The sequence below is a fragment of the Streptomyces sp. NPDC107517 genome, from assembly GCF_055582645.1.
Genome location: NZ_JBVJPM010000008.1, coordinates 193,526 through 216,519, shown reverse-complemented (window position 1 = coordinate 216,519; position 22,994 = coordinate 193,526). Strand labels below are relative to the sequence as shown.

General features: G+C 70.4%; 16 protein-coding genes. 8 read left to right on the top strand and 8 right to left on the bottom strand.

Annotated elements, in window-relative coordinates; all coding sequences use genetic code 11:
* Positions 1-75: 75 nt before the first annotated feature.
* The 4 genes from ACZ67T_RS20625 (at position 76) to ACZ67T_RS20610 (ending at position 8,329) form a co-directional block, all read left to right on the top strand.
* On the top strand, positions 76-3,921 hold the full coding sequence (locus ACZ67T_RS20625) for an endo-alpha-N-acetylgalactosaminidase family protein (protein ID WP_469985765.1): 3,846 nt from the start codon (positions 76-78) through the stop codon (positions 3,919-3,921).
* A 92-nt stretch (positions 3,922-4,013) separates the two neighbouring features.
* Positions 4,014-6,356 (top strand): polysaccharide lyase 8 family protein, encoded by a 2,343-nt coding sequence (locus ACZ67T_RS20620; RefSeq protein ID WP_469985763.1) that lies wholly within the window; start codon positions 4,014-4,016, stop codon positions 6,354-6,356.
* A gap of 154 nt (positions 6,357-6,510) precedes the next feature.
* Complete coding sequence (locus tag ACZ67T_RS20615) at positions 6,511-8,112, top strand: acyl-CoA carboxylase subunit beta (protein WP_469985761.1); 1,602 nt, start codon at positions 6,511-6,513, stop codon at positions 8,110-8,112.
* A 22-nt stretch (positions 8,113-8,134) separates the two neighbouring features.
* Positions 8,135-8,329 (top strand): acyl-CoA carboxylase subunit epsilon, encoded by a 195-nt coding sequence (locus tag ACZ67T_RS20610; RefSeq protein ID WP_469985759.1) that lies wholly within the window; start codon positions 8,135-8,137, stop codon positions 8,327-8,329.
* Between the two features lie 112 nt (positions 8,330-8,441).
* Here the strand turns inward: ACZ67T_RS20610 and ACZ67T_RS20605 are convergent, their stop codons facing one another.
* The 8 genes from ACZ67T_RS20605 to ACZ67T_RS20570 form a co-directional block, all read right to left on the bottom strand.
* The gene (locus ACZ67T_RS20605) at positions 8,442-9,023 is read right to left on the bottom strand and encodes a GTP-binding protein (protein ID WP_054239772.1); all 582 of its coding nucleotides are present in this window, start codon (positions 9,021-9,023) and stop codon (positions 8,442-8,444) included.
* Entirely contained in the window at positions 9,004-9,594 is a 591-nt protein-coding gene (locus ACZ67T_RS20600; RefSeq protein WP_100595017.1) for a DUF742 domain-containing protein, read from the bottom strand. Before ACZ67T_RS20600 ends, ACZ67T_RS20605 begins: the two co-directional genes overlap by 20 nt.
* Positions 9,595-9,687: 93 nt before the next feature.
* Positions 9,688-10,101: a roadblock/LC7 domain-containing protein gene (locus ACZ67T_RS20595; RefSeq protein WP_100595178.1), complete on the bottom strand. Its 414-nt coding sequence runs from the start codon at positions 10,099-10,101 to the stop codon at positions 9,688-9,690.
* A gap of 10 nt (positions 10,102-10,111) precedes the next feature.
* On the bottom strand, positions 10,112-13,360 hold the full coding sequence (locus ACZ67T_RS20590) for a nitrate- and nitrite sensing domain-containing protein (RefSeq protein WP_469985756.1): 3,249 nt from the start codon (positions 13,358-13,360) through the stop codon (positions 10,112-10,114).
* Between the two features lie 367 nt (positions 13,361-13,727).
* On the bottom strand, positions 13,728-14,309 hold the full coding sequence (locus ACZ67T_RS20585; protein ID WP_405478338.1) for a GTP-binding protein: 582 nt from the start codon (positions 14,307-14,309) through the stop codon (positions 13,728-13,730).
* The gene (locus tag ACZ67T_RS20580; protein WP_100595020.1) at positions 14,290-14,700 is read right to left on the bottom strand and encodes a DUF742 domain-containing protein; all 411 of its coding nucleotides are present in this window, start codon (positions 14,698-14,700) and stop codon (positions 14,290-14,292) included. The genes ACZ67T_RS20585 and ACZ67T_RS20580 overlap by 20 nt, the downstream gene beginning before the upstream one ends.
* Positions 14,701-14,809: 109 nt before the next feature.
* Positions 14,810-15,223 (bottom strand): roadblock/LC7 domain-containing protein, encoded by a 414-nt coding sequence (locus ACZ67T_RS20575; RefSeq protein ID WP_469985940.1) that lies wholly within the window; start codon positions 15,221-15,223, stop codon positions 14,810-14,812.
* 9 nt (positions 15,224-15,232) lie between these two features.
* Positions 15,233-19,054: a sensor histidine kinase gene (locus ACZ67T_RS20570; protein WP_469985754.1), complete on the bottom strand. Its 3,822-nt coding sequence runs from the start codon at positions 19,052-19,054 to the stop codon at positions 15,233-15,235.
* Between the two features lie 578 nt (positions 19,055-19,632).
* Here ACZ67T_RS20570 and ACZ67T_RS20565 point away from each other — a divergent pair.
* The 4 genes from ACZ67T_RS20565 to ACZ67T_RS20550 all read left to right on the top strand — a co-directional run bounded on the left by ACZ67T_RS20565 (position 19,633) and on the right by ACZ67T_RS20550 (position 22,953).
* Positions 19,633-19,830 (top strand): hypothetical protein, encoded by a 198-nt coding sequence (locus ACZ67T_RS20565; protein WP_469985752.1) that lies wholly within the window; start codon positions 19,633-19,635, stop codon positions 19,828-19,830.
* Positions 19,831-19,921: 91 nt separating this feature from the next.
* Entirely contained in the window at positions 19,922-20,698 is a 777-nt protein-coding gene (locus ACZ67T_RS20560; RefSeq protein WP_329569980.1) for a fumarylacetoacetate hydrolase family protein, read from the top strand.
* Positions 20,691-22,205 carry a glutamate--tRNA ligase gene (gene gltX / locus ACZ67T_RS20555; RefSeq protein ID WP_469985751.1) on the top strand — a complete coding sequence of 505 codons (1,515 nt, stop codon included), beginning with the start codon at positions 20,691-20,693 and terminating at the stop codon, positions 22,203-22,205. The genes ACZ67T_RS20560 and gltX overlap by 8 nt, the downstream gene beginning before the upstream one ends.
* Before the next feature lie 10 nt (positions 22,206-22,215).
* Positions 22,216-22,953, top strand: coding sequence for an HAD family hydrolase (locus tag ACZ67T_RS20550; RefSeq protein ID WP_469985749.1), 738 nt, complete (start codon positions 22,216-22,218; stop codon positions 22,951-22,953).
* The last annotated feature ends 41 nt before the right edge of the window (positions 22,954-22,994 follow it).

Below are 22,994 nucleotides of genomic sequence, written 5' to 3'. Positions count from 1 at the left end.
GGTTGTTGGACTGCCGCCGCCCGGAAGCGCCGAGTCCGTTGACCGGCCGCGCCCGCGCCGGATACCCAGTCCCCTATGTCACGAAGATCTCGCGCCGCCTGCGCAGTCGCAGTCGCCGCCGCATCGTCCGCCGTGTTCGCCCTCACGGGCCCCGTACTGCCGGCCGCCGCCGACCCCGCGCCCGCCGTGGCGCAGGCCGTCATCGGATCCGCGCAGCTGTCCGTCGCCGTCGCCGACGACTTCCCGCGCGTCCTGACGTACACCGACCGCGCCTCCGGGGCCGAGCTCCTGGGGAGTACGAGCCCGGTGGACAAGGTCACGCTGAACGGCAAGGCGTACGCGGTCGCCGTGAAGGGCGCCCCGGTTCTCACCGGGTCCACGGCCTCGTACACGCTGACCTTCCCGGATCTCGCGGGCGTCGAGATCGACGCCTCGCTCGGCGTCAGCGGGCGCGCGACGACCTTCAGGGTGACCGCCGTGCGGGACACCGCGGCCTTCCGGGTCGGCACGATCGACATACCCGGGCACGACCTCGTCTCCGTGGGCAGCTCGGACGGCGGCGCCGAGACCGCGTTCACGACGCTGGACAACGACTCGACGCGCACCGCCGACGTCTTCGGCAAGGTCACGGCGGACACCACGGCCGACGCCTCGCCCGTCGGCGCCTCGTACGCCCTCGTCAACACCGGGCGGCTCGCCGCCGCCGTCGAGTCCAACTCGACGTACGACAAGCCGAGCGGGAAGACGGGCGGCGACGACGCCCGCTTCTGGCATCAGGCGCGCAAGTCGGCCGACGGCTCCACCCGCGTCGGCGTCTGGTCGGGCCAGTGGACCTATCGCGGTGACGGTGCCCCCGAACCCGCGACCGGCGACGACCTGCCGTGGGCCAAGGTCGTCGTCACCCCGGACGCCAACGGCGACGGCAAGGTCGACTGGCAGGACGGTGCGGTCGCCTTCCACTCGATCGGCGTGAAGGCCAAGGGCAGCGACGGCACTCCCGACCGGGTCATCACGCACATCCCGTTCAACTTCGCCAGCCAGGCCACGCATCCCTTCCTGCGCACGCTCGACGACGTCAAGCGGATCTCGCTCGCGACCGACAACCTCGGCCAGTTCGCCCTGCTCAAGGGCTACGCCTCCGAGGGCCACGACTCCGCGCACCCCGACTACGGCGGCAACATCAACAAGCGCGCAGGCGGTCTGAAGGACCTCAACAAGCTGCTCAAGGGCGGCAAGAAGTTCGGCGCCAGCTTCGGCGTGCACGTGAACGCCACCGAGGCGTACCCCGTCGCCAAGCACTTCACCGGCGACCTCGTCGACCCCAAGGCCCCTGGCTGGAACTGGCTCGACCAGAGCTACTACATCGACCAGCGCCGCGACATCAACAGCGGAGACCTCGCCGCCCGGTTCAAGCAACTGCGCGAGGAGACCGACCCGAACCTCACGACGGTCTACCTCGACGTGTACTACACGCACGGCTGGATCGCGGAGAAGACCGCCGAGGCCGTGCGCGCCCAGGGCTGGAGCCTGGCCTCCGAGTGGGCCGACAAGTTCGAGCGCCAGTCCCTGTGGTCGCACTGGGCCAACGACCTCGACTACGGGCCCAAGACCGACAAGGGCCTCAACTCGAAGATCATCCGCTTCATCCGCAACGGCGAGAAGGACGTCTGGAACAGCGACCCGGTCCTCGGCCAGAGCGCCATCGACGAGTTCGAGGGCTGGACCGGCGAGAACGACTGGAACTCCTTCTACGACAACGTCTGGCAGCGCGACCTGCCCGCCAAGTTCCTCCAGCACCAGCAGATCACCCGCTGGAACGGCAACGACATCACCTTCACCGGCGGGCTCCGCGGCACCGTCGAGGACGGCCGGCGCACCTTCTACGACCACGGCAGGAAGGTCCTCGACGGGACGGCCTACCTGCTCCCGTGGGACGGCGGCAAGAAGCTGTACCACTACAACAAGGACGGCGGCACGACGAGCTGGGCCGTGCCCGGATCCACGTACACCGTCTACAAGCTCACCGACAACGGCCGCGTGAAGGCCGGTACCGTGCGGGCCCTTGGCGGCAAGGTCACGCTGAAGGCGGACGCCGGGCAGCCGTACGTGCTCTACCCGGCGGACAAGACGCCGCACGCGGTCGACCCGGCCTGGGGCGAGGGCACGCACATCAAGGACCCCGGCTTCAACGACGCCCGCCTCGCCTCCTGGGACAAGGACGGCACGGTCGGGCGCGACACCGACGACCACGGCCGCAACAGCGCCGCCCTGAGCGGGACCGGCACCGCCGCGGTCGAGCAGCGCGTGAGCGGACTCGACGCGGGCAAGCGCTACACCGCCTCCGCCTCGGTCGAGGTCGAACCCGGCACGTCCCGCCGTACGACGCTCAGCGCGGGCGGCAAGTCCGTCGCGGTCGAGCGCTCCACCCTGGAGAACAGCGTCGCCTCGAGCGACTGGGGCGGCACCTCCATGCAGCGCGTGAAGGTCAACTTCACGGCGCCCGCGAACGGCCGCACCACCCTGCGGATCGAGGCCGCCGAGGGCTCGCCCGCGAAGGTCCGTGTCGACGACGTACGCCTGGTGGCCAACGCCCCGGCGACGAAGCCCGGCACCGTCGTGCACGAGGACTTCGAGGACGTCGACCAGGGCTGGGGCCCCTTCGACAAGGGTGACGCGGGCGGGGTCACGGACCCGCGCACGCACATCGCGCAGAAGAACGCCCCGTACACCCAGGCCGGCTGGAACGGCAAGCTCATCGACGACGTCATCGGCGGCGGTGAGTCCCTGAAGTCCCACGAGGAGAACACCGGCGTCGTCTACCGCACCTCCCCGGCCGACGTGCCGATGTCGGACGGGCACGCCTACAAGGTCGCGTTCGACTACCAGTCCAGCCACGCGGGCGCCTACCAGTGGGTGAGCGGCTACGACCGGATCGCCGCCGACGGCACCCCCGACCAGGTCGAGACCGCGAGCACCCCGATCGGACAGCAGCGCACCACGGGCCACTACGAGGGCACCGTCACGGCGGGCTGCGGCGACACCTGGACCGGTCTGCGCAAGCTCGAAGGGGCCCCGGACGGCGCCGACTTCGTCCTCGACGACTTCACCGTCACCGACCTCGGCCCGGCCGAGGCGAAGGCGGCCTGCGGCACCCTCGCCCTGAAGTCGGACGAGACGCTGGAGCCCGGCCGGAAGAACAAGGTCGAGGCCACCTTCACCAACTACGAGGCGAGCGAGGTCAAGGGCGCGTCCCTCTCGCTCGACCTGCCCGAGGGCTGGCAGGCCGAGCCCGCGGGCCCGGTCGCGCTCGACCCGGTCGCACCCGGCGCCAAGGCGACGGCCACCTGGCAGGTCACCCCGCCGGTCGACGCCAAGTACCAGCCGTACCAGCTGAGTTCGAAGGCGACGTACAGCGTCGGGGACAGCGCGCGGACGCTGACCGCGGGCACCGCCGTGCGCACGCTCCCGCCGCCGCCCACCACGGACACGTACGCCAGTGACCTGGACTGGACGGCCATGGAGAACGGCTGGGGCCCCGCGGAGAAGGACCTGGAGAACGGCGAGACCGGCGCCGGCGACGGCAAGCCGCTGACCGTCAACGGCACCGTCTACGCCAAGGGCCTCGGCACCGCGTCCCCGGGGAAGATCCGCTACTACCTGGGGGGCCGCTGCACCTCGTTCACCGCCGAGGTGGGCCAGGACGACTCGCAGGGGACGCGCGGCAGCGTGCAGTTCGCCGTCGAGGCCGACGGCACCCGGAAGGTGCAGTCGCCGGTCCTCAAGGCCGCCGACGACGCCTGGTCCCTGACCGCCGACGTGACCGGCGCCAAGTACGTCGACCTGATCACGGGCGACGGCGGCGACGGTCCGGGCAACGACCACGCCGACTGGGGCGACGCCCGCTTCCACTGCGGTAGTTGATCCCACCGCGCCCGGGGCCCCGCTGCCAGCGGCGGGGCCCCTTCCGCGCACCCCGTAGACAGCGCTTTCTACGACTGATTAGGTGCAACCCCATGACACCCACGCGCCGCACGTTCCTCATCGCGTCAACTCTCCTGGCGGGGGCGGCACTGGCCACGCCCGCCCATGCCGCCGACGCTTCCGGCGACGAGTTCGACACCCTGCGCACGCGATGGCTGGAGATCTCCCTCGGTACCGGCTACGACGCCACCGCCGAGCCCTACGCCTCGCGTCTGAAGGAACTCGGAGAACTCGCCCGCGGCTTCAGGGCGACGATGGCCCCGACCGCCACGTCCCTCTGGCCGGGCTATCCCTTCGACCCGCCGGCCGGCATCACCCAGGGCTACAACCGCCTGTGGACGATGACCCAGGCGTACGCCCAGGAAGGCACGGGGTCGACCGGCGACGCGGGCCTGCTCGCCGACATCATCAAGGGCCTCGACCACCTCGCCGCGACCGTCTACAACGCGAGCACCACGCGATACGGGAACTGGTGGGAGTGGCAGATCGGCAGCCCCCGCCTCCTGATGGACATCGTCGCCGTCCTCCACGACCACCTCACGCAGGACCGGCGTGACGCCGCCTTCGCCGCCGTCGACCACTTCATCCCCGACGCGGTCCTGCGCGACTACTCGGGCACCTCCACCGGCGCCAACCGCGTCGACCTCTGCCGCTCGGTCGCCCTGCGCGGCATCCTCGGCAGGAACGCCGACAAGACGGCCCTGGCCCGCGACGCCCTCTCGCCCGTCTTCCCCTACGTCACCCAGGGGGACGGCCTCTACGCCGACGGCTCGTTCATCCAGCACACGTACATCGCCTACTCGGGCACCTACGGACAGGTCATGCTCGACGGGCTCGGCCGCCTCTTCGCGCTGCTCGCCGGGTCCACGTGGGCCGTCACGGACCCCAACCGGCAGATCATCCTCGACAGCGTCGAGCACGCCTACGCCCCGCTCCTGTTCGACGGCCTGGTGATGGACAGCGTCAACGGCCGTGCCATCAGCCGCGGTTACCTCAACAGCGACGACCTCAAGGTCATGCGCAGCGACCACTTCCACGGCCAGGGCCTGATCGCCGCCATGGCGCAGCTCGCGGCGGGTGCGAGCGCGGCCGAGCGCGAGCGCTGGCACGGGCGGATCAAGGGCTGGATCGAGCGGGACACGGTCACGCCCCTGCTGACCGCAAGGCAGTTCGGGGTCGCCGACCTGTCCCGGCTGCACGCGATCGCGGACTCCGCCGTCGCGGCCGCGCCCGAGCCCGTCGGCCACCAGTTGTTCGCCGCCATGGACCGCGCGGTGCACAAGCGCCCCGGCTTCGCCGCGAACATCTCCATGTCCTCGGACCGGATCGCGTACTACGAGTGCGGCAACGGCGAGAACCCGCGCGGCTGGCACACCGGCGCCGGCATGCTCTCCTGGTGGGCGGCCGGGAAGCGCGGCGGCCGGGCCGATCAGTACACCGACTGGTTCTGGCCGACCGTCGACTTCTACCGGCTGCCCGGCACGACCGTCTCCACCAAGCGCCTGGCCGACAAGGCCGGCGGCGAGTGGGGCGCGTCCCGGCCCGACGCGCAGTGGGTCGGCGGCGCGACGGACGGGGAGTTCGCGGCGGTCGGACAGCACGTCAAGGGCCTCGGCTCGACGCTCCAGGCCCGCAAGTCCTGGTTCTGCCTCGCCGACACCGTCGTGTGCCTGGGCGCCGGGATCACGGCGGCCGACGGCGTCCCTGTCGAGACCGTCGTCGACAACCGCAACCTCGGCGAGGGCGGCACCCAGGCCTTCACCGTCGACGGCGCCGCCCGCGCCCGCTGGGCCCACCTGGAGGGCCACGGCGGCTGGGTCTTCCCCGGCGGCGCCCCGCTGCGCCACCTGCGCGAGGACCGCACCGGCGCCTGGTCCGACATCAACACCACCAGCTCCACCGAGCGCCGCACCCGCCGCTGGCAGACGCTCTGGCTCGACCACGGCACGGACCCCACCGACGCCGCGTACGCCTATCTGCTGATGCCGGGTGCCTCGAAGGACGACCTCGCGCGGCGCGCGGGCGACCGCCACTGGCTGTCGGTCCTCGCCAACACAGCCGCCGCCCAGGCCGTCACCGTGCCCTCCCTCGGCGTGAGCGCGGCCAATTTCTGGCAGGCCGGGAGCGCGGGGGAGCTCACGGTGTCGGCTCCCGCAAGCGTCCTCTTGCGGAGGAAGGGCCGCACCGCGACGCTGACCGTCAGCGAACCGCCCCGCACGGGGCAGCCTGTGGACATCACCTGGGACCGGCCCGTGCGCCGCGTCGTCAGCCACGACCCCTCGGTCGAAGTGGTCGCCACGGGCCGTAGGCTGCGGCTGCGTGTCACTCCGGGGGCGGCATGTGTGAGCCATCGGTGTGAGGTGACTCTCAGCTGAGCCATTTGTGTGACCCCTACAAGACAGCAGGGCCCTGAGCAGTCGGTTCGCCTGCATGGCGATGGCGTTCTGTTCGGGGGCACCAGGAAAACGGGCCGGAGACTGTACGGAGTCGACGGCCCGTTTTGCTTGGTCGCCTTCGTAAGGTCGCTACATGACCGTTTTGGACGACACCGCCTCAGCCGGTTCCCCCGGGGATGAGCCCACCGACGCGCGTGGACGCGTGGCCGAGTTGCACGCGATCCGTGAGCAGGCGCTGCGCGGGCCGAGTGACAAGGCGACCGAGGCCCAGCGGGCGAAGGGCAAGCTGACGGCGCGTGAGCGGATCGAGCTGCTGCTGGACGCGGGATCGTTCAACGAGGTCGAGCAGCTGCGCCGGCACCGGGCCACGGGCTTCGGCCTGGAGGCCAAGAAGCCGTACACCGACGGTGTGATCACCGGCTGGGGCACGGTCGAGGGCCGCACGGTCTTCGTCTACGCGCACGACTTCCGGATCTTCGGCGGTGCTCTGGGCGAGGCCCACGCCACGAAGATCCACAAGATCATGGACATGGCCATCGCGGCCGGTGCGCCGCTGGTCTCCCTCAACGACGGTGCGGGCGCCCGTATCCAGGAGGGCGTCTCCGCGCTCGCCGGGTACGGCGGCATCTTCCAGCGCAACACCAAGGCGTCAGGCGTCATCCCGCAGATCAGCGTGATGCTCGGCCCGTGCGCGGGCGGCGCGGCCTACAGCCCGGCGCTGACCGACTTCGTGTTCATGGTCCGCGAGACCTCGCAGATGTTCATCACCGGCCCCGACGTCGTCAAGGCGGTCACCGGCGAGGAGATCACCCAGAACGGTCTGGGCGGCGCGGACGTGCACGCCGAGACCTCGGGCGTGTGCCACTTCGCGTACGACGACGAGGAGACCTGCATCGCCGAGGTCCGCTACCTCATCTCGATGCTGCCCTCCAACAACCGCGAGAACCCGCCGGCCGTGGCCTCGGAGGACCCCGCCGAGCGCCGCTCGGAGGTCCTGCTGGACCTGGTCCCGGCCGACGGCAACCGCCCGTACGACATGGCCAAGGTCATCGAGGAGCTCGTCGACGACGGCGACTACCTCGAGGTCCACGAGCGCTGGGCCCGCAACATCATCTGCGCGCTGGCCCGTCTGGACGGCCAGGTCGTCGGCATCGTCGCCAACCAGCCCTCGTCCCTCGCGGGCGTCCTGGACATCGAGGCCAGTGAAAAAGCTGCCCGCTTTGTTCAGATGTGCGACGCTTTCAATATTCCGATCGTGACTCTCCTCGACGTCCCGGGGTTCCTGCCCGGTGTCGACCAGGAGCACGGCGGGATCATCCGGCACGGCGCCAAGCTGCTGTACGCGTACTGCAACGCCACCGTGCCGCGGATCTCCCTCATCCTGCGCAAGGCGTACGGAGGTGCCTACATCGTCATGGACTCGCAGTCGATCGGCGCCGACCTCACCTACGCCTGGCCCACCAACGAGATCGCCGTGATGGGCGCCGAGGGCGCCGCCAACGTCATCTTCCGCCGTCAGATCGCCGAGGCCGAGGACCCCGAGGCCATGCGCATCCGCATGGTCAAGGAGTACAAGGCCGAGCTGATGCACCCGTACTACGCGGCCGAGCGGGGCCTGGTCGACGACGTCATCGACCCCGCCGAGACCCGCGAGGTGCTCATCCGCTCCCTCGCGATGCTGCGCACGAAGCACGCCGACCTGCCTTCGCGCAAGCACGGCAACCCCCCGCAGTAACCCCACAAGGAGATCACTGCACATGTCTGCACACGACATCCGCGTTGAGAAGGGCCACGCCGAGCCCGAGGAGGTCGCGGCCCTGACCGCGATCCTGCTGGCGCGCGCCGCCGCCGTATCGACCGACAGCCCCGCCCTGCGTGGCCGCGACAAGGCCGGCTGGCGCCGGCTGGAGCGCCAGCACGGCTTCCGCGCCCCGCACAGCTGGCAGGGCTAGGCCGAGCGCGCCATGGGCCCGTCCTGCCTCTCAGGACGGGCCCATGGCGCGAGAAAGCCCCCGGTGACCCAAAGGGTCCCGGGGGCTTTTCCCTGCCTGGAGGCGCCGGAGGCTACCGCAGGCGCGCCATCAGCGCGTGCTCCACGAGCGTGATGAGCGCCGACTTCGCATCCGCGCGGTGCCGGGCGTCGGTCGTGATGATCGGGGTGTCCGGGCCGATCTGCAGCGCCTCGCGGACCTCGTCCGGCTGGTAGGGCTGGCTGCCGTCGAAGCCGTTGAGGGCGACGACGAAGGGCAGCCCGGAGTTCTCGAAGTAGTCGACGGCCGGGAAGCAGTCGGCGAGACGGCGGGTGTCGACGAGCACGATCGCGCCGATCGCGCCGCGGACCAGGTCGTCCCACATGAACCAGAAGCGGTCCTGACCGGGCGTACCGAAGAGGTACAGGATCAGGTCCTGGTCGAGCGTGATGCGGCCGAAGTCCATCGCGACGGTGGTCGTCGTCTTGTCCCCGGTGTGGGTGAGGTCGTCGATGCCCGCGGACGCGGACGTCATGACGGCCTCGGTGCGCAGAGGGTTGATCTCCGAGACGGCGCCCACGAAGGTCGTCTTGCCGACGCCGAAGCCGCCCGCCACCACGATCTTCGCGGACGTGGTGGAGCGGGAAGGCCCTCCGCTAGAGCTTGCGAAGTCCACTGAGCACCCTTTCGAGCAAAGTCACGTCTGGCTGGCCGCCGGCGTTCTCTTCGCCGCCGGGCTGATGAATGGCGACCAGGCCCGCCTCCGCCAAGTCGGCGACGAGAATCCTGGCCACACCGAGAGGGATGCTGAGCAGGGCCGAGACTTCGGCCACTGACTTGATCTCTCGGCAGAGGGTGCAGATCCGCTGGTGCTCGGGCAACTGGCCCTGCAACTGGTGCGGCTGCGCCGTGGTGTGCACCAGCGCCTCGATGGCGAGCTGGTAGCGCGGCCTGGTGCGGCCACCCGTCATGGCATAGGGACGCACCAGGGGATTGTTGGCGGCCGGTGCGGGGCTGTCGGGGCGCCGCTGCGGCTGCACGGGCTGGATGCGCGGTGCCGACGGCTGGTCGTACGGCCCCGGCTGCCGCGGCTGCGGCGGGTGCGGGGGCGCGTACGGCTGTCGCCGGTGGCTCGGCGCAGAGGGGAAGTTGTACCGGTTCGGCGCGTCACCCTGCCCCTGACCCTGGCCAGGCCCGTAGGACCAGTTCGCCGATGAACCGCTCGGGGGTGTTGCAGAACCAGCCACGCTTTCCTCCTCCAACTGTGCCGGGCACCATCACCGTGGAGCCGCGTCCCGAAACCTTACGGCCACGGAACGCGAAATCGCACCGTCTGTCTGTCAGTTGAGAAGGCTCCCCTGAAGCTCGGCCCGCAGGTCGGGAGTGAGAACCGTCCCCGCGCGGTCGACAAGAAGTGCCATCTCGTACCCGACGAGGCCAATGTCCGCCTCCGGGTGTGCGAGGACGGCGAGAGAAGAACCGTCGGAGATGGACATAAGGAAGAGGAATCCTCGCTCCATCTCCACAACTGTCTGGTTCACGCTGCCGCCCTCGAAGATGCGGGACGCACCCGCGGTCAGCGAGGTAAGTCCCGACGCGACGGCCGCCAGCTGGTCGGCACGGTCACGCGGGAACCCTTCGGACATCGCCAGAAGGAGTCCGTCGGCGGAGACCACCACCGTGTGGGACACCCCAGGGGTGTTGTCCACGAAGTTGGTGATCAACCAGTTCAGGTTCTGTGCCGCCTGGCTCATCGGGCTCACACTAACGCTCCTGGTTGTAGGTGCTGTCAGGACCACTGTGCTGATTCGTGGCCTGGCCGTTCGTGTCACTTCCTGCTTCGCGTCCCCGCTGCACGCCCCGGCGCAGGTTGCTCAGCCTGCCCCTGACGTCCTCAGGCGCGCGGGAGACCTGGGGGCCGCCCTGCGGGGTCGACTCCGCCGTGCCCTCGACCAGGTTGGCCTTGGGCACCCGGCGCGGCAGACCGGAGGAGGTGACTCCGCCCGCCTTGGGCTTGCGGAGCTGCTCCGCGCGGACCCAGCGCTCGTCGTTGGACGAACGCCAGTCGTCGGTGCCGCTGCCGTTGCCGCTGCCGTTGTCCTGGGTGGTGTTGCCGCCACGGTCGGGCGCCGGCGTCGCCGCCGGGGCCTGGCGCTGCTGCCCGCCCGAACCGCGCATCGGAAGACCGGCGTCGGTGAGCGAACGCGCGGCGGACGGGGTGGGCCCGGCCGTCGCCGCGGGACCGTGCGGGTCGAAGCCTACGCGCTCCTGCTGACCGGCGTCAGCGTGCTGCGCGGATTCCGCTTGAACGTTGCGCTCGGACCGGTAGGACTCCTGATAGCCGTCCTGCGCCTGCCAGCCGCTCTGCTGCGAGCCGCGCAGCGGCGAATCACCGAAGGCCGAGTACGTCTCCCGGACGGGTTCCGTATAGGCGTCCTGGGACGTGTAGCCGTCCTGCGGCGCGAAGAACGAGTCGTTGTAGGAGCCGTTCTGCGGCTGCTCGTCGTACGTCTGCTGGTCCTGCGCATAGACGGACGAGGGCTCCTCGTACGCCTGCTGCTGACGGTTGTCGTACGCGGGCTGCGCCGGAGCGAAACCGGCCTGCTGCTGCTCGAACGGGTCCTGCCCCGGCGCCGCCGCGATCTCGTCGCGGAACAGGGGACGGTCGTCGCCCGGCTCACCGGTGTGCGCCTGGGCCTCCAGGGCCGCGCGGCGCTCCTCGCGCATCAGCGAACGGCCGACCGGGTCCAGGTCGCGCAGGTCGTCGGGGGCCTCGCCGTAGCGGCTGTCGTCGAAGCCGAGCTCCGCGGCGGTGCGCAGCGGAGCCGGCTCGTACGCCGACTGCGACGGGATCATCGACGAGACGGTGAACTCGGACTCGGGCAGGTGCTCGCCGCTGCCACCGTGGGTGATGACGTCGGGCAGCATGACGAGCGACGTCGTGCCGGCCTGCTCGCCCGAGGGGCGCAGCTGGACGCGGATGCCGTGCCGGTCGGACAGGCGGCCGACCACGAACAGGCCCATGCGCTGCGAGATCGCGGCGTCCACCGTCGGCGGGTTGGCCAGCTTGTGGTTGATGTCCGCGAAGTCCTCGGCGGTGAGGCCGATGCCCTTGTCGTGGATCTCGACCATGACGCGGCCGTCGGGGAGACGGGTCGCGGTGACGCGGACCTTGGTCTGCGGAGAGGAGAACGTGGTGGCGTTCTCCAGGAGCTCGGCGAGCAGGTGCACGAGGTCGGTCACCGCGCGGCCGTGGATCTCGGCCTCCGGCACACCCGACAGCTCGATGCGCTCGTACTGCTCCACCTCGGAGGAGGCGGCGCGCAGGACGTCGACCAGCGGGACCGGCTGGTCCCAGCGGCGGCCCGGCTCCTCGCCCGCGAGGACGAGGAGGTTCTCGCCGTTGCGGCGCATACGGGTCGCGAGGTGGTCCAGGCGGAAGAGGTTCTCCAGCTGGTCCGGCTCGGCCTCGTTGTTCTCCAGGTCCGTGATGAGGGTCAGCTGGCCCTCGATCAGGGACTGGTTGCGGCGCGACAGGTTGGTGAAGATCGCGTTGATGTTGCCGCGGAGCAGGGCCTGCTCGGCGGCGAGCCGGACGGCCTCGCGGTGCACCTGGTCGAAGGCGCGGGCGACCTCGCCGATCTCGTCCGTGGAGTTGATCGGGATGGGCTGCACACGGGTGTCGACGCGGCCCGGGTCGGTGCGCGAGAGCTGGTCGACGAGCATCGGCAGGCGCTGCTCGGCGACGTCGAAGGCGGCGGTGCGCAGCCGGCGCATCGAGCGGCTCATCTGGCGCGCCATCATCCCGGCCAGCGCGAACGCGGCGAGCAGGGCGACCAGGACGATCGCACCGGTGACGAACGTGGACTGCTTGGCGTCGTCGGCGATGCCGGCGGCCTCGTTCACCGCCTTGTCGGCGAGGTCGGACTCGATGGTGCGGTACGCGTCGAACTTGGCGGTGTTGACCGCCCACCAGTTCTCCCAGGTGACGCCGTCCCGCTTGATGGCGAGGAGGGCGCTCGGCTGCGTGGTGGGCAGCTGGGTGATCGCGGACACCATGGCCGTGGGCGGGTCGGTCGGCGGCGGGACGTAGGTCTTGCCCTGCGCCTTCGCGGCCGCGACAGCCTGCTTTGCCTGCTTCGCGCCGTCGATCGTCAGCTGCTTCTGGGCCGCGGCGAGCTTGTCGACGTCCGCCTGCGTGCCGCCGCCCTTGTACTCCTCGACGGCGATGCCCTCGAGGTAGGCGTAGGAGGAGAGCGCGATCTTCTGCTTGCCGAAGCTCTCGGCCGTCGGGCCCGGCTTGACCAGCAGATGCGTACCGATGGACCGCTCAAGCGAGAGCGCGGCCTTGGACAGCGAGATCGCGTAGACCGTGCGGCCGTAGCTCGTGATGTTTCCGGTGCCGAGGCCGAGCTCGTTGGCGAACTCCATCAGGGGGTGCTGGATGCCGACGTACTTTTCTTCGGTCTCCACACCGGGGAGCTTGCTCGTGTACGCGGCGGCCCGCAGCTTCTCCAGGCCGGGCTCGACCTGACGGAACTGCCTGAGGCGGCGCTCCAGGCCTTCCTTGGCCGGCATGTTCTTCGCGGCGGCGTCGAAGGCGTCGGCGGCCTCGTTCGTCGTCTCGCGAGCCTTGACGACCTTCGGGTCGTTCCTGTGGCCGAGCAGGAGAGGAGCCGCGGTGATGTCGCGCTCGTCGATCAGGCTGTTGGCGTACGTCAGGGACGCCCGCACCAGACGCGCGGTGTTCTCCGCGTCCTCGGCCTCGTTCCAGGTGTCGATCGAGCCCTTCACCTGGAAGCCACCCATGATCAGACCCACGAGCACGGGTATGAGCAGGATCGCGTTCAGCTTCGTGGGCACACGCCAGTTGCGCGGCGACATCCGGCCACCGGACGGCGCCGGGGGCTGCTCGGCCCGTGGCACATGCGCGGCCGACGCCGCTGCACGCGGCGGCGGGGTGAAGTTGCCCCGTGCCGACGACGGCTCGGGACTGTTCTTGCTTCGCCTCACTCGACCAACAACCTCTCGGCGTCGGCACCTACGTTGTGCCGCTGTCTCCAGGCCCTTACCTACTGGGCAGTTCAGCGCATTCCAGCACGTCAGGCGGTTCTCTTCCAAACACCGGGAACCGGAACCTCCGAGTGACGGATGCCCCAGATAAAACGGTCATAAAGAGCGAGCCCCGCCAAAAGGCGGGGCTGTTGTGCGCACAGTGGAACCGGGTGTGCGCGACCTGTGTCTGAGGCCCTGGAATTCTCTGTCGAAACGTTATGAACACGGAGGCCGACCGTGTCAAAGGACACAGCGGCCTCCGGGCGCACTACGACAACTGCCGTATACATCTGGCCACTTGGTGACCGGATTTCCGGCGGCAGAACTACTTCAGGCGGGCCATCAGGGCGTGCTCGACCAGCGTGATCAGGCCGCTCTTTGCATCCGCACGGTGCCGGGCGTCCGTCGTGATGATCGGGGTGTCCGGGCCGATCTGCAGCGCCTCACGCACCTCGTCGGGCGTGTAGGGCTGGTGCCCCTCGAAGCCGTTGAGGGCGACGACGAAGGGCAGCCCGGAGTTCTCGAAGTAGTCGACGGCCGGGAAGCAGTCGGCGAGACGGCGGGTGTCGACGAGCACGATCGCGCCGATCGCGCCGCGGACCAGGTCGTCCCACATGAACCAGAAGCGGTCCTGACCGGGCGTACCGAAGAGGTACAGGATCAGGTCCTGGTCCAGGGTGATGCGGCCGAAGTCCATCGCCACCGTGGTGGTGGTCTTGTCCCCGGTGTGGGTGAGGTCGTCGATGCCCGCGGACGCGGACGTCATGACGGCCTCGGTGCGCAGAGGGTTGATCTCCGAGACGGCGCCCACGAACGTGGTCTTGCCGACGCCGAAGCCGCCCGCCACCACGATCTTCGCGGACGTGGTGGAGCGGACGCCCCCGCCGTTAGAGCTTGCGAAGTCCACTGAGCACCCTTTCGAGCAGTGTCACGTCGGGCTGGCCGCCTGCGTTCTCGTCGCCACCGGGCTGGTGGATGGCCACCATGCCCGCTTCCGCCAGGTCCGCGACGAGGATCCGGGCCACACCGAGAGGCATCGACAGCAGGGCCGACACCTCCGCAACCGACTTGACCTCCCGGCACAGGTGGCAGATGCGCTGGTGCTCGGGGAGCAGCCCTATCAGCTGGGCCGGGTCGGCGGTCGTGCTGACGAGCGCCTCGATGGCGAGCTGGTAGCGCGGCCGTGTCCGGCCACCGGTCATCGCATAAGGACGCACCAGCGGCTGGTCGCCCTCAGGACCGTACGAGGCGTGCGGAGATACGCCGTACGGGTCGTGAGAGGCGGTGGGCGGGGTCATGGATCCTCCGGGCGGGACAGCAGGTGGTCTGCGTGCCGTCTGACGGGGCCGGTGGGGGACGGTGACGGCCTGACGGTGCGGTCGTACGTGCGTGTGGGGGAGGTCGTGACTAGTGCAGCAGGCTGCCCTGCAGTTCGGCGCGGAGATCGGGGGTGAGCACGGAACCCGCACGGTCCACGAGCAGCGCCATCTCGTAGCCGACGAGGCCGATGTCGCACTCGGGGTGCGCGAGCACCGCGAGGGACGAGCCGTCCGAGACCGACATGAGGAAGAGGAAGCCACGCTCCATCTCCACCACGGTCTGGGCCACCGCGCCGCCCTCGAAGATCCGGGACGCGCCCGCGGTCAGCGAGGTGAGGCCCGAAGCGACGGCGGCCAGCTGGTCGGCGCGGTCCCGGGGGAACCCCTCCGACATGGCGAGCAGCAGGCCGTCCGCGGACACGACGACGGTGTGGGAGACCCCCGGCGTGTTGTCCACGAAGTTGGTGATCAACCAGTTCAGGTTCTGTGCCGCCTGGCTCATCTGGGTCAACTAACGCTCCTGCTGGTGAGTGGGGCTGGGGAAGCTGCCGGTCTGGCCCGAACCGGCCTGGCGACCCTGTTGGATGCCCCGACGGAGATTGGTCAGCCGGCCGCGAACGTCATCAGGCGAACGCGAGACCTGCGGACCGGTTTGGTGCTGTTGCTGCTGGGCCGTACCCGCGACGAGGTTCGCACGCGGGACGCGACGCGGGAGCCCGGAGACGGTGACTCCGCCGGCCGAGGGCTGGCGGACCCGCTCGGCCTGGCGGCCGAGCTCGTCGTTGGGCGACTGGCGCCAGTTGGCGGGCGCCTGAGCCTGCTGGGGCGCCGCGGGTGCGGCGGCCGCCGGGCGGGCGGGCGCGGGGGAGGCGTTGGGCGACTGGGGCTGCTGCGGCGAGCGCTGCGGCAGGCCGCCCGGCCGGCCGTTGTTCTGCTGGGGTGCGGGCGCCTGCGGCCGGTCCTGCTGCTGCGGGGCCTGCTGGCCGTGGAACCAGTTGGTCTCGAGGGTGTCGAAGAGCGGCGTGCGGCCGTCGCCGGGTCCGGCGGGCGGCAGTTCGTCCTGCCGGCCGGGGGCCTGCGGCCGCGCCGGGAAGCCCTGGTCCTGGCCGCCCTGGACGGGCGGTCGCGGCATCGAGAAGTCCGCCGCGTCCCGGGAGCCGAGCTGCGGCAGGTCGCGGGCGGGACCGCCGGGGAGGCCCTGCGGCCGGCCCTGGCCCTGTCCCTGCTGCGACTGCCCGAAGCCGTCGCCGCCGGGGAACTGGCCGTCCTGGCGCGGACGCCCCGGGGTGTTCTGGCCGGGGGCCGCGAACTGCCCGGTGGCGGAAGGGTCCTGAGCGCCGGGGCGCAGACCGTCACCGAAGCCGGGCGCCGCGAACTGGCCGCTCTGGTGGTTCGGGTTCTGCGGCTGGTTCTGGGGCTGCAGGTGGTTCGGGTTCTGCGACTGGCCCTGGTGGCCGCCGAAGACGTCGTTACGGACGAACGCCCCCGTGTCCTGGCCCTGACCCTGGTCGTGCGGGACGGGCGCGCCGGGACGGGGCCCGTCGAAGTCGGGCCGGGCGAACTCGGCCGTCGAGCCGGGGCCCTGGCGGTCGTCCACCCGCGGGAACTGCGACGTGGAGTCCGGCTCCTCGTGCCCGCGAGGCGCGTCGAGCGAGGCGCGCGGCACCGGCGGCTGCGCGTCGTCGTTGCCCCAACTCGGCACGCGCGGCTGGGGGTTGCTCCCGGGCAGCTCGGCGCGGGGACCGCCACGCGGCGGCAGGACCGGCCGGCGGCCCTGCTCGGGCGCCTGGTTCGTACGCGGCTGGGGCGGCACGGGACCGTTCTGGCCCGGGCCCTGGCCGAGGCCCTGACCCTGCGGCTGACCCTGGCCGGGACCGCCCTGCAGACCCTGTGCGCCGACCGGAGCCGGACGGCCCTGCTGGGGCGACTGCTGCGGCTGCTGGGACTGAGGTGCCTGCGGACCACCGGCCTGCGGGCCGTTGCCGTCACGGCCGGGCAGCGCAGCGCGCGGACCCGAGCCGGCGACCTGCGGACGCGCCGCGCCGGGACCGGCGCCGAGCCGGCCCGCGCCGGCGGGTCCACCCGGACCGCCCTGCGCACCCGAGCCGACCCCACGCCGTGCGGCGGCCACACCGGAGGCGGCCTGCGCGGCGGCGGGACCACCGGAGACGGCGCCGGGACCGGGCTTGCCGGGAGCCTTCTTGCCGCCCTGGGCGACGTCGACGGGCAGCATGACGAGCGCCGTCGTACCACCGGAGTCGGACGGGCGGAGCTGGATACGGATGCCGTGACGCTGGGACAGACGGCCGACCACGAACAGACCCATGCGGCGCGAGACCGACACGTCCACGGTGGGCGGCGACGCGAGCCGCTCGTTGATCGCGGCGAGGTCCTCGGGGGAGAGGCCGATGCCGGTGTCGTGGATCTCGATGAGCACACGGCCGTCGGGCAGCGCGTGACCGGTGACCTTGACCTTGGTCTGCGGCGAGGAGAAGGAGGTCGCGTTCTCGAGCAGCTCGGCGAGCAGGTGCACGAGGTCGTTGACGACGCGTCCGGCGACCTCGGTCGAGGGGACCGAGGCCAGCTCGATGCGCTCGTACTGCTCCACCTCGGAGGCGGCGGCGCGCAGGACGTCGACCAGCGGGACCGGGCGGGTCCAGCGGCGGCCGGGCTCTTCACCGGCGAGAACGAGGAGGTTCTCACCGTTACGGCGCATGCGGGTCGCGAGGTGGTCGAGCTTGAACAGCGAGGACAGCTGGTCGGGGTCGGCCTCGCGCGACTCCAGCTCGGAGATGAGCGAGAGCTGGCGCTGGATAAGACCCTGCGAACGGCGCGAGAGGTTGGTGAACATCGCGTTGACGTTGCCTCGCAGCAGGGCCTGCTCGGCGGCCAGACGGACCGCCTCGCGGTGCACGTCGTCGAAGGCCGAGGCCACCTGGCCGATCTCGTCGCGCGAGTGCACACCGACGGACTCGACGGAGGTGTCGACGTCCTGCGGGTCCGACTCGGACAGCTGCTTGACCAGCTCGGGCAGACGGTCCTGGGCGACCTTGGTCGCGGTGTCCTGGAGCCGGCGCAGCGAGCGGATCATGGACCGGGCCACGACGAACGCGCCGACGAGCGAGACACCGAGGACGAGCAGGATCAGCGCACCGTTGATGATGGCCGTGCGCTCGGACTCGTTGCGCAGCTCGCGGGCCTGCTGCTCCATCTGGTTGAGCAGCGTCAGCTCGATCTTCGACATTTCCTGCAGACGCTGGCTGTCCGCGTCGACCCAGTCCTTGTAGGACCGCTTGTCCTGGATCCTGATGCCGCCCTCCTGGCTGAGGGCACGGCGGGCGTACTGGTCGGCGGCCTTGATCGTCGCGTTGCCCGAGTCGATGGGCTTCATCAGCTCGGTGGCGGCGACGTTTCCGTAGACGGAGCTGAAGCCCTTGAGGTCGGACTCCTGGTTCTCCAGCGCGGACTCGCCGTAACGGCGGTCGGTCTCGGAGAGCTTGCCGAAGTCACGGTCGTTCGGGGGCAGGGCGGCCGCGATGACGGCGCGCTGCACGGACGCGTACTCCTTGGCGGAGGAGAACGATGCCAGGGCGCGCGTGCGCTTGATCATCTCGGGGTTGCTGGTCGCCTGCGCCATGTCGGTGGACAGCGACAGGAGCTGCTCGACGAGGCGGCTGTAGGCGTCGATCGTCTGGGACGAGGTGCTGCGGTCCTTGAACGCGTCCTGCCGGATGCCCTTGAGGTTGTTGAGCTGGCCGGCGATCTGCGTGACGTGGTCCTGCACACCGTCGAGACCGCTGTTGCTGGTCCCGTCGGTGATCTCGTAGGTGCCTTCCATGAAGGCCTTGCGCGCGCGGTCGGTCTTCTGGCGCGCTCCCTTGACGGTGTAGTCGCCGGTCGCCGTGCCGCCGTTGGCCAGCGGACCCGCCGACTGGTCGCGCTCCTCCTGGAGCGCGGACGCGAGCTCGGTGGCCTGCTTGGTCATGTCGGTCAGCAGCTTCATGTTGTCGAGCTGCTGGATGTCACTCATCGACTCGCCGATACGCAGCGCGCCGAGGGAGGTCGCGGCGACCACGGGGAGGGCGAGCAGCGACACCAGGCGGGTGGAGATACGCCAGTTGCGCAGAGCTATTCGCGAGCCGGGGCCGCTCGGGCTCTTCGGCTTCGCGGCGGTCTTGGGCGCGGCCGAGGGCGCGGTACTGCCCTCGACGGAGGCGGTCCGGCCCGGGTTCTGGGCGTGCTGGGGCGAGGAACTGCCTGTCATCGGGCCAGTCCCGCCGCGCGGCTCCGGCTCCGCCGCAGCGCTGCCATCCCTGTTCTTACGTCCCTGCACTAGCGTCGCAACCTCTGGACCAGGCGTCCCCCGCGTGCGCGGACGGGACGGTGTCGGCGTAGTTCGGGGGCGAGCGGACACGCCCCCTTCGGTCGTCGGTGACCGGCGCTGCTCCCCCTTCCCGCCGCGACTCGGCGCTGCGTTGCGCCCCGTGCGCGCCGGCTCGATCTCGCGGCGGTCCCGCGAATTCCAGCACAGTGCAGGATCTCCAACAAGGGCCGAGCGTCAGCGCGAGACCAGTGTGACGCCGTGTGAGGGATGTGTCACGAGACGTAGAAAGTGATCTCACCGATAACGGACTTTTCCTTACGTTCCACCTACGCCCCAGGGGTGTCCCAGTCGCCATGATCGGGAGCGGAATGTTGGCTTCAGTGGAGAAATGCCCGTTTCGGCGCGGCGCGTTTCGGGTCCGAATTGAAACTTTTGCCCGCCCTCTGGTGAGCAAACTCACATGAAGAACTTCGTCCCTTCCTCGCTTTCGACGGGAATCAGATGTTTAGCCTGACGCTTTACAGGGATGGCGAATCCGACAACCGGCGCCCTGCGGGCGCCCGCACCGACAAGGCCACGAGCGACACATGAAGACTGTGAAGTCCGCGATGTTCCGCAACATCGCCAACCCGCGGCGTACGACGCTGATGCACCTCAAGGACGCCGACGAGCTGCAGGCGGCACCGGAGCAGCCGGAGTACTCCGTCGAACTCCCCGCGCAGACGGCCAACCCGCGCCGCGCCATCCTGATGGAGGCCCCGGAGCAGACGCCCGTCGCCTTCTGACGCGCGGCAATTCGCGAGGCCGGGTGCCCGAGCCGCGTTAGCCTGGGGCGTCAGACTCCAGCCAGCGGAAGTAGAGGGGCGCAAGGCACCCGTGCGCATCGCCAGATTCTCCATCGACGGCAATGTCGCCTTCGGCGCGGTCGAGGGTGACAAGCCTGACGAGCTTGTCCTCGACATCATCAAGGGCATCCCGTTCGCGGACTTCGAACTCTCCGGCACGAAGGTCCCGCTGAGCAAGGTCAGGCTTCTGCCGCCGGTGCTCCCGAACAAGGTCGTCGCCTTCGGCCGCAACTACGCGGAACACGCGAAGGAACTGGGCAACGAGGTCCCGGACGCCCCCTTCGCGTTCTTCAAGCCGTCCACCTCGGTGATCGGCCCCGGCGACCAGATCGCGTACCCCTCCTTCTCGCAGGAACTGCACCACGAGGCCGAGCTCGCCGTCGTCATCGGCCGCATGTGCCGCGAGGTCCCGCGCGAGCGCGTCAAGGACGTCATCCTCGGTTACACCTGCGCGAACGACGTCACCGCGCGTGACGTCCAGAAGCGCGAGAAGCAGTGGGCCAGGGCCAAGGGCTTCGACACCTCCTGCCCGCTCGGCCCCTGGGTGGAGACGGACCTCGACCCCAGCGACCTGACGATCCAGTGCACGGTCAACGGACAGCAGCGCCAGCTCGGCCGCACGTCCCAGATGATCCACTCGATCGAGGACCTGATCGTCAACATCTCCGAGGCCATGACGCTGCTCCCCGGCGACGTGATCCTCACGGGCACCCCGGAAGGGGTCGGCCCGCTCAACGTCGGCGACGAGGTCGCCGTCACCATCGAAGGCATCGGCACTCTCACCAACAAGGTGATCAAGCGTGGCTAACGCGAACTCCCCCAAGCTCTCGAATCCGCTCGACCAGGGGACACCCCCACGCGTACGGTTCTGCCCGTCCCCGACCGGCAACCCCCACGTGGGCCTGGTCCGCACGGCGCTGTTCAACTGGGCCTACGCCCGGCACAACCAGGGCTCCCTGGTCTTCCGCATCGAGGACACCGACGCGGCCCGCGACTCCGAGGAGTCGTACGAGCAGCTCCTCGACTCGATGCGCTGGCTGGGCTTCGACTGGGACGAGGGCCCCGAGGTCGGCGGCCCCCACGCGCCGTACCGCCAGTCGCAGCGCATGGACATCTACCGGGACGTCGCCGAGAAGCTCCAGGCCGCCGGCCACGCGTACCGCTGCTACTGCTCCACCGAGGAGCTCGACGCCCGCCGTGACGCCGCCCGCGCCGCCGGCAAGCCCTCCGGTTACGACGGCCACTGCCGCGACCTGAGCGCCGAGCAGATCGCCGCGTACGAGGCCGAGGGCCGGCAGCCCATCGTCCGTTTCCGCATGCCCGACGAGGCGATCACGTTCGAGGACCTGGTCCGCGGCGAGATCACCTACCAGCCGGAGAACGTCCCGGACTTCGGCATCGTCCGCGCGAACGGCGCCCCGCTGTACACGCTGGTCAACCCGGTCGACGACGCCCTGATGGAGATCACCCACGTCCTCCGTGGCGAGGACCTGCTCTCCTCCACGCCCCGCCAGATCGCCCTCTACAAGGCGCTCATCGAGCTCGGCATCGCGAAGCTCGTCCCCGCCTTCGGCCACCTCCCGTACGTCATGGGCGAGGGCAACAAGAAGCTCTCGAAGCGCGACCCGCAGGCCTCGCTCAACCTCTACCGCGAGCGCGGCTTCCTGCCCGAGGGACTGCTCAACTACCTGTCCCTGCTCGGCTGGTCCTTCTCGGCCGACCAGGACGTCTTCTCCATCGAGGACATGGTCGCGAAGTTCGACCTCGCGGACGTCAACTCGAACCCGGCGCGCTTCGACCTCAAGAAGGCCGAGTCGATCAACGGCGACCACATCCGCATGCTGGACGTGAAGGCGTTCGCGGCGGCCTGTGAGCCGTGGCTGCGCGCCCCGTTCGCCAACTGGGCGCCCGAGGACTTCGACCAGGCTGCCTGGGAGGCCATCGCCCCCCACGCGCAGACCCGTGTGACGGTCCTGTCCGACATCACGGCCAACGTCGACTTCCTGTTCCTCAAGGAGCCGGTGGAGGACGAGGCGTCCTGGACCAAGGCCATGAAGGGCGACCCGGCCGGTCTCCTGACCACGGCCCGCGCGAAGCTCGAGGCCGCCGACTGGACGTCCGCCGACGCCCTCAAGGAGGCCGTCCTGGCCGCCGGCGAGGAGCACGGCCTCAAGCTCGGCAAGGCGCAGGCCCCGGTCCGCGTCGCCGTCACCGGCCGCACGGTCGGCCTGCCCCTCTTCGAGTCCCTGGAGATCCTGGGCAAGGACAAGACCCTGACCCGCATCGACGCAGCCCTGGCCAAGCTCACGGCCTAAGCTCGGTCACATGCCGATCCGCGCGGTCCTGTGGGACGTAGACGACACGATCTTCGACTACGCGAACGCGGACCGCGCGGGCATGCGGGAACACCTTCGGGCCGAGGGCCTGGCCGACGGATTCACCTCCGTCGGCCAGGCCCTCGCCCGTTGGCGCACCCTCACCCGGGAGCACTGGGCGCGCTTCGAGTCGGGCGAGACCGACTGGGAGGGTCAGCGCCGCGATCGCGTACGGGCCTTCGTGGGGCGCGGCGCCGCCAGCGCCGACAGCATGGGCGACGCCGAGGCCGACGCCTGGTTCGGGCGCTACATCGTCCACTACGAGGCCGCCTGGGCGCTGTTCCCCGACACCGTCCCCGTGCTCGACCTCCTCGCGGACCGCTACCGGCACGCGGTCCTGTCCAACTCCTCGCTGCACAACCAGGACCGCAAGCTGCGCGTCCTCGGCGTCAGGGACCGCTTCGAGGCCGTCGTCTGCGCCGCCGAACTCGGCGTGGCCAAACCCCAGGCCGCGGCCTTCCACGCTGCCTGTGAGGCCCTGGAACTGCCCCCGCACGAGGTCGCGTACGTCGGCGACCAGCCCGACACCGACGCCCGCGGCGCCGAGGAGGCGGGGCTCACCGGCATCTGGCTGGACCGCGCGCGGAGCGGCGGCCGTCCCGAACTCAAGCGCATCACGGCGCTCGACCAGCTCCCCGCCCTGCTGGCCCCGGATACCCGTTTTGGAGCGCCGTCCACCTTCAGGTAATGTTCTTCCTGCGCCGAGGGAAACGGGCCGACAGGCCAGAA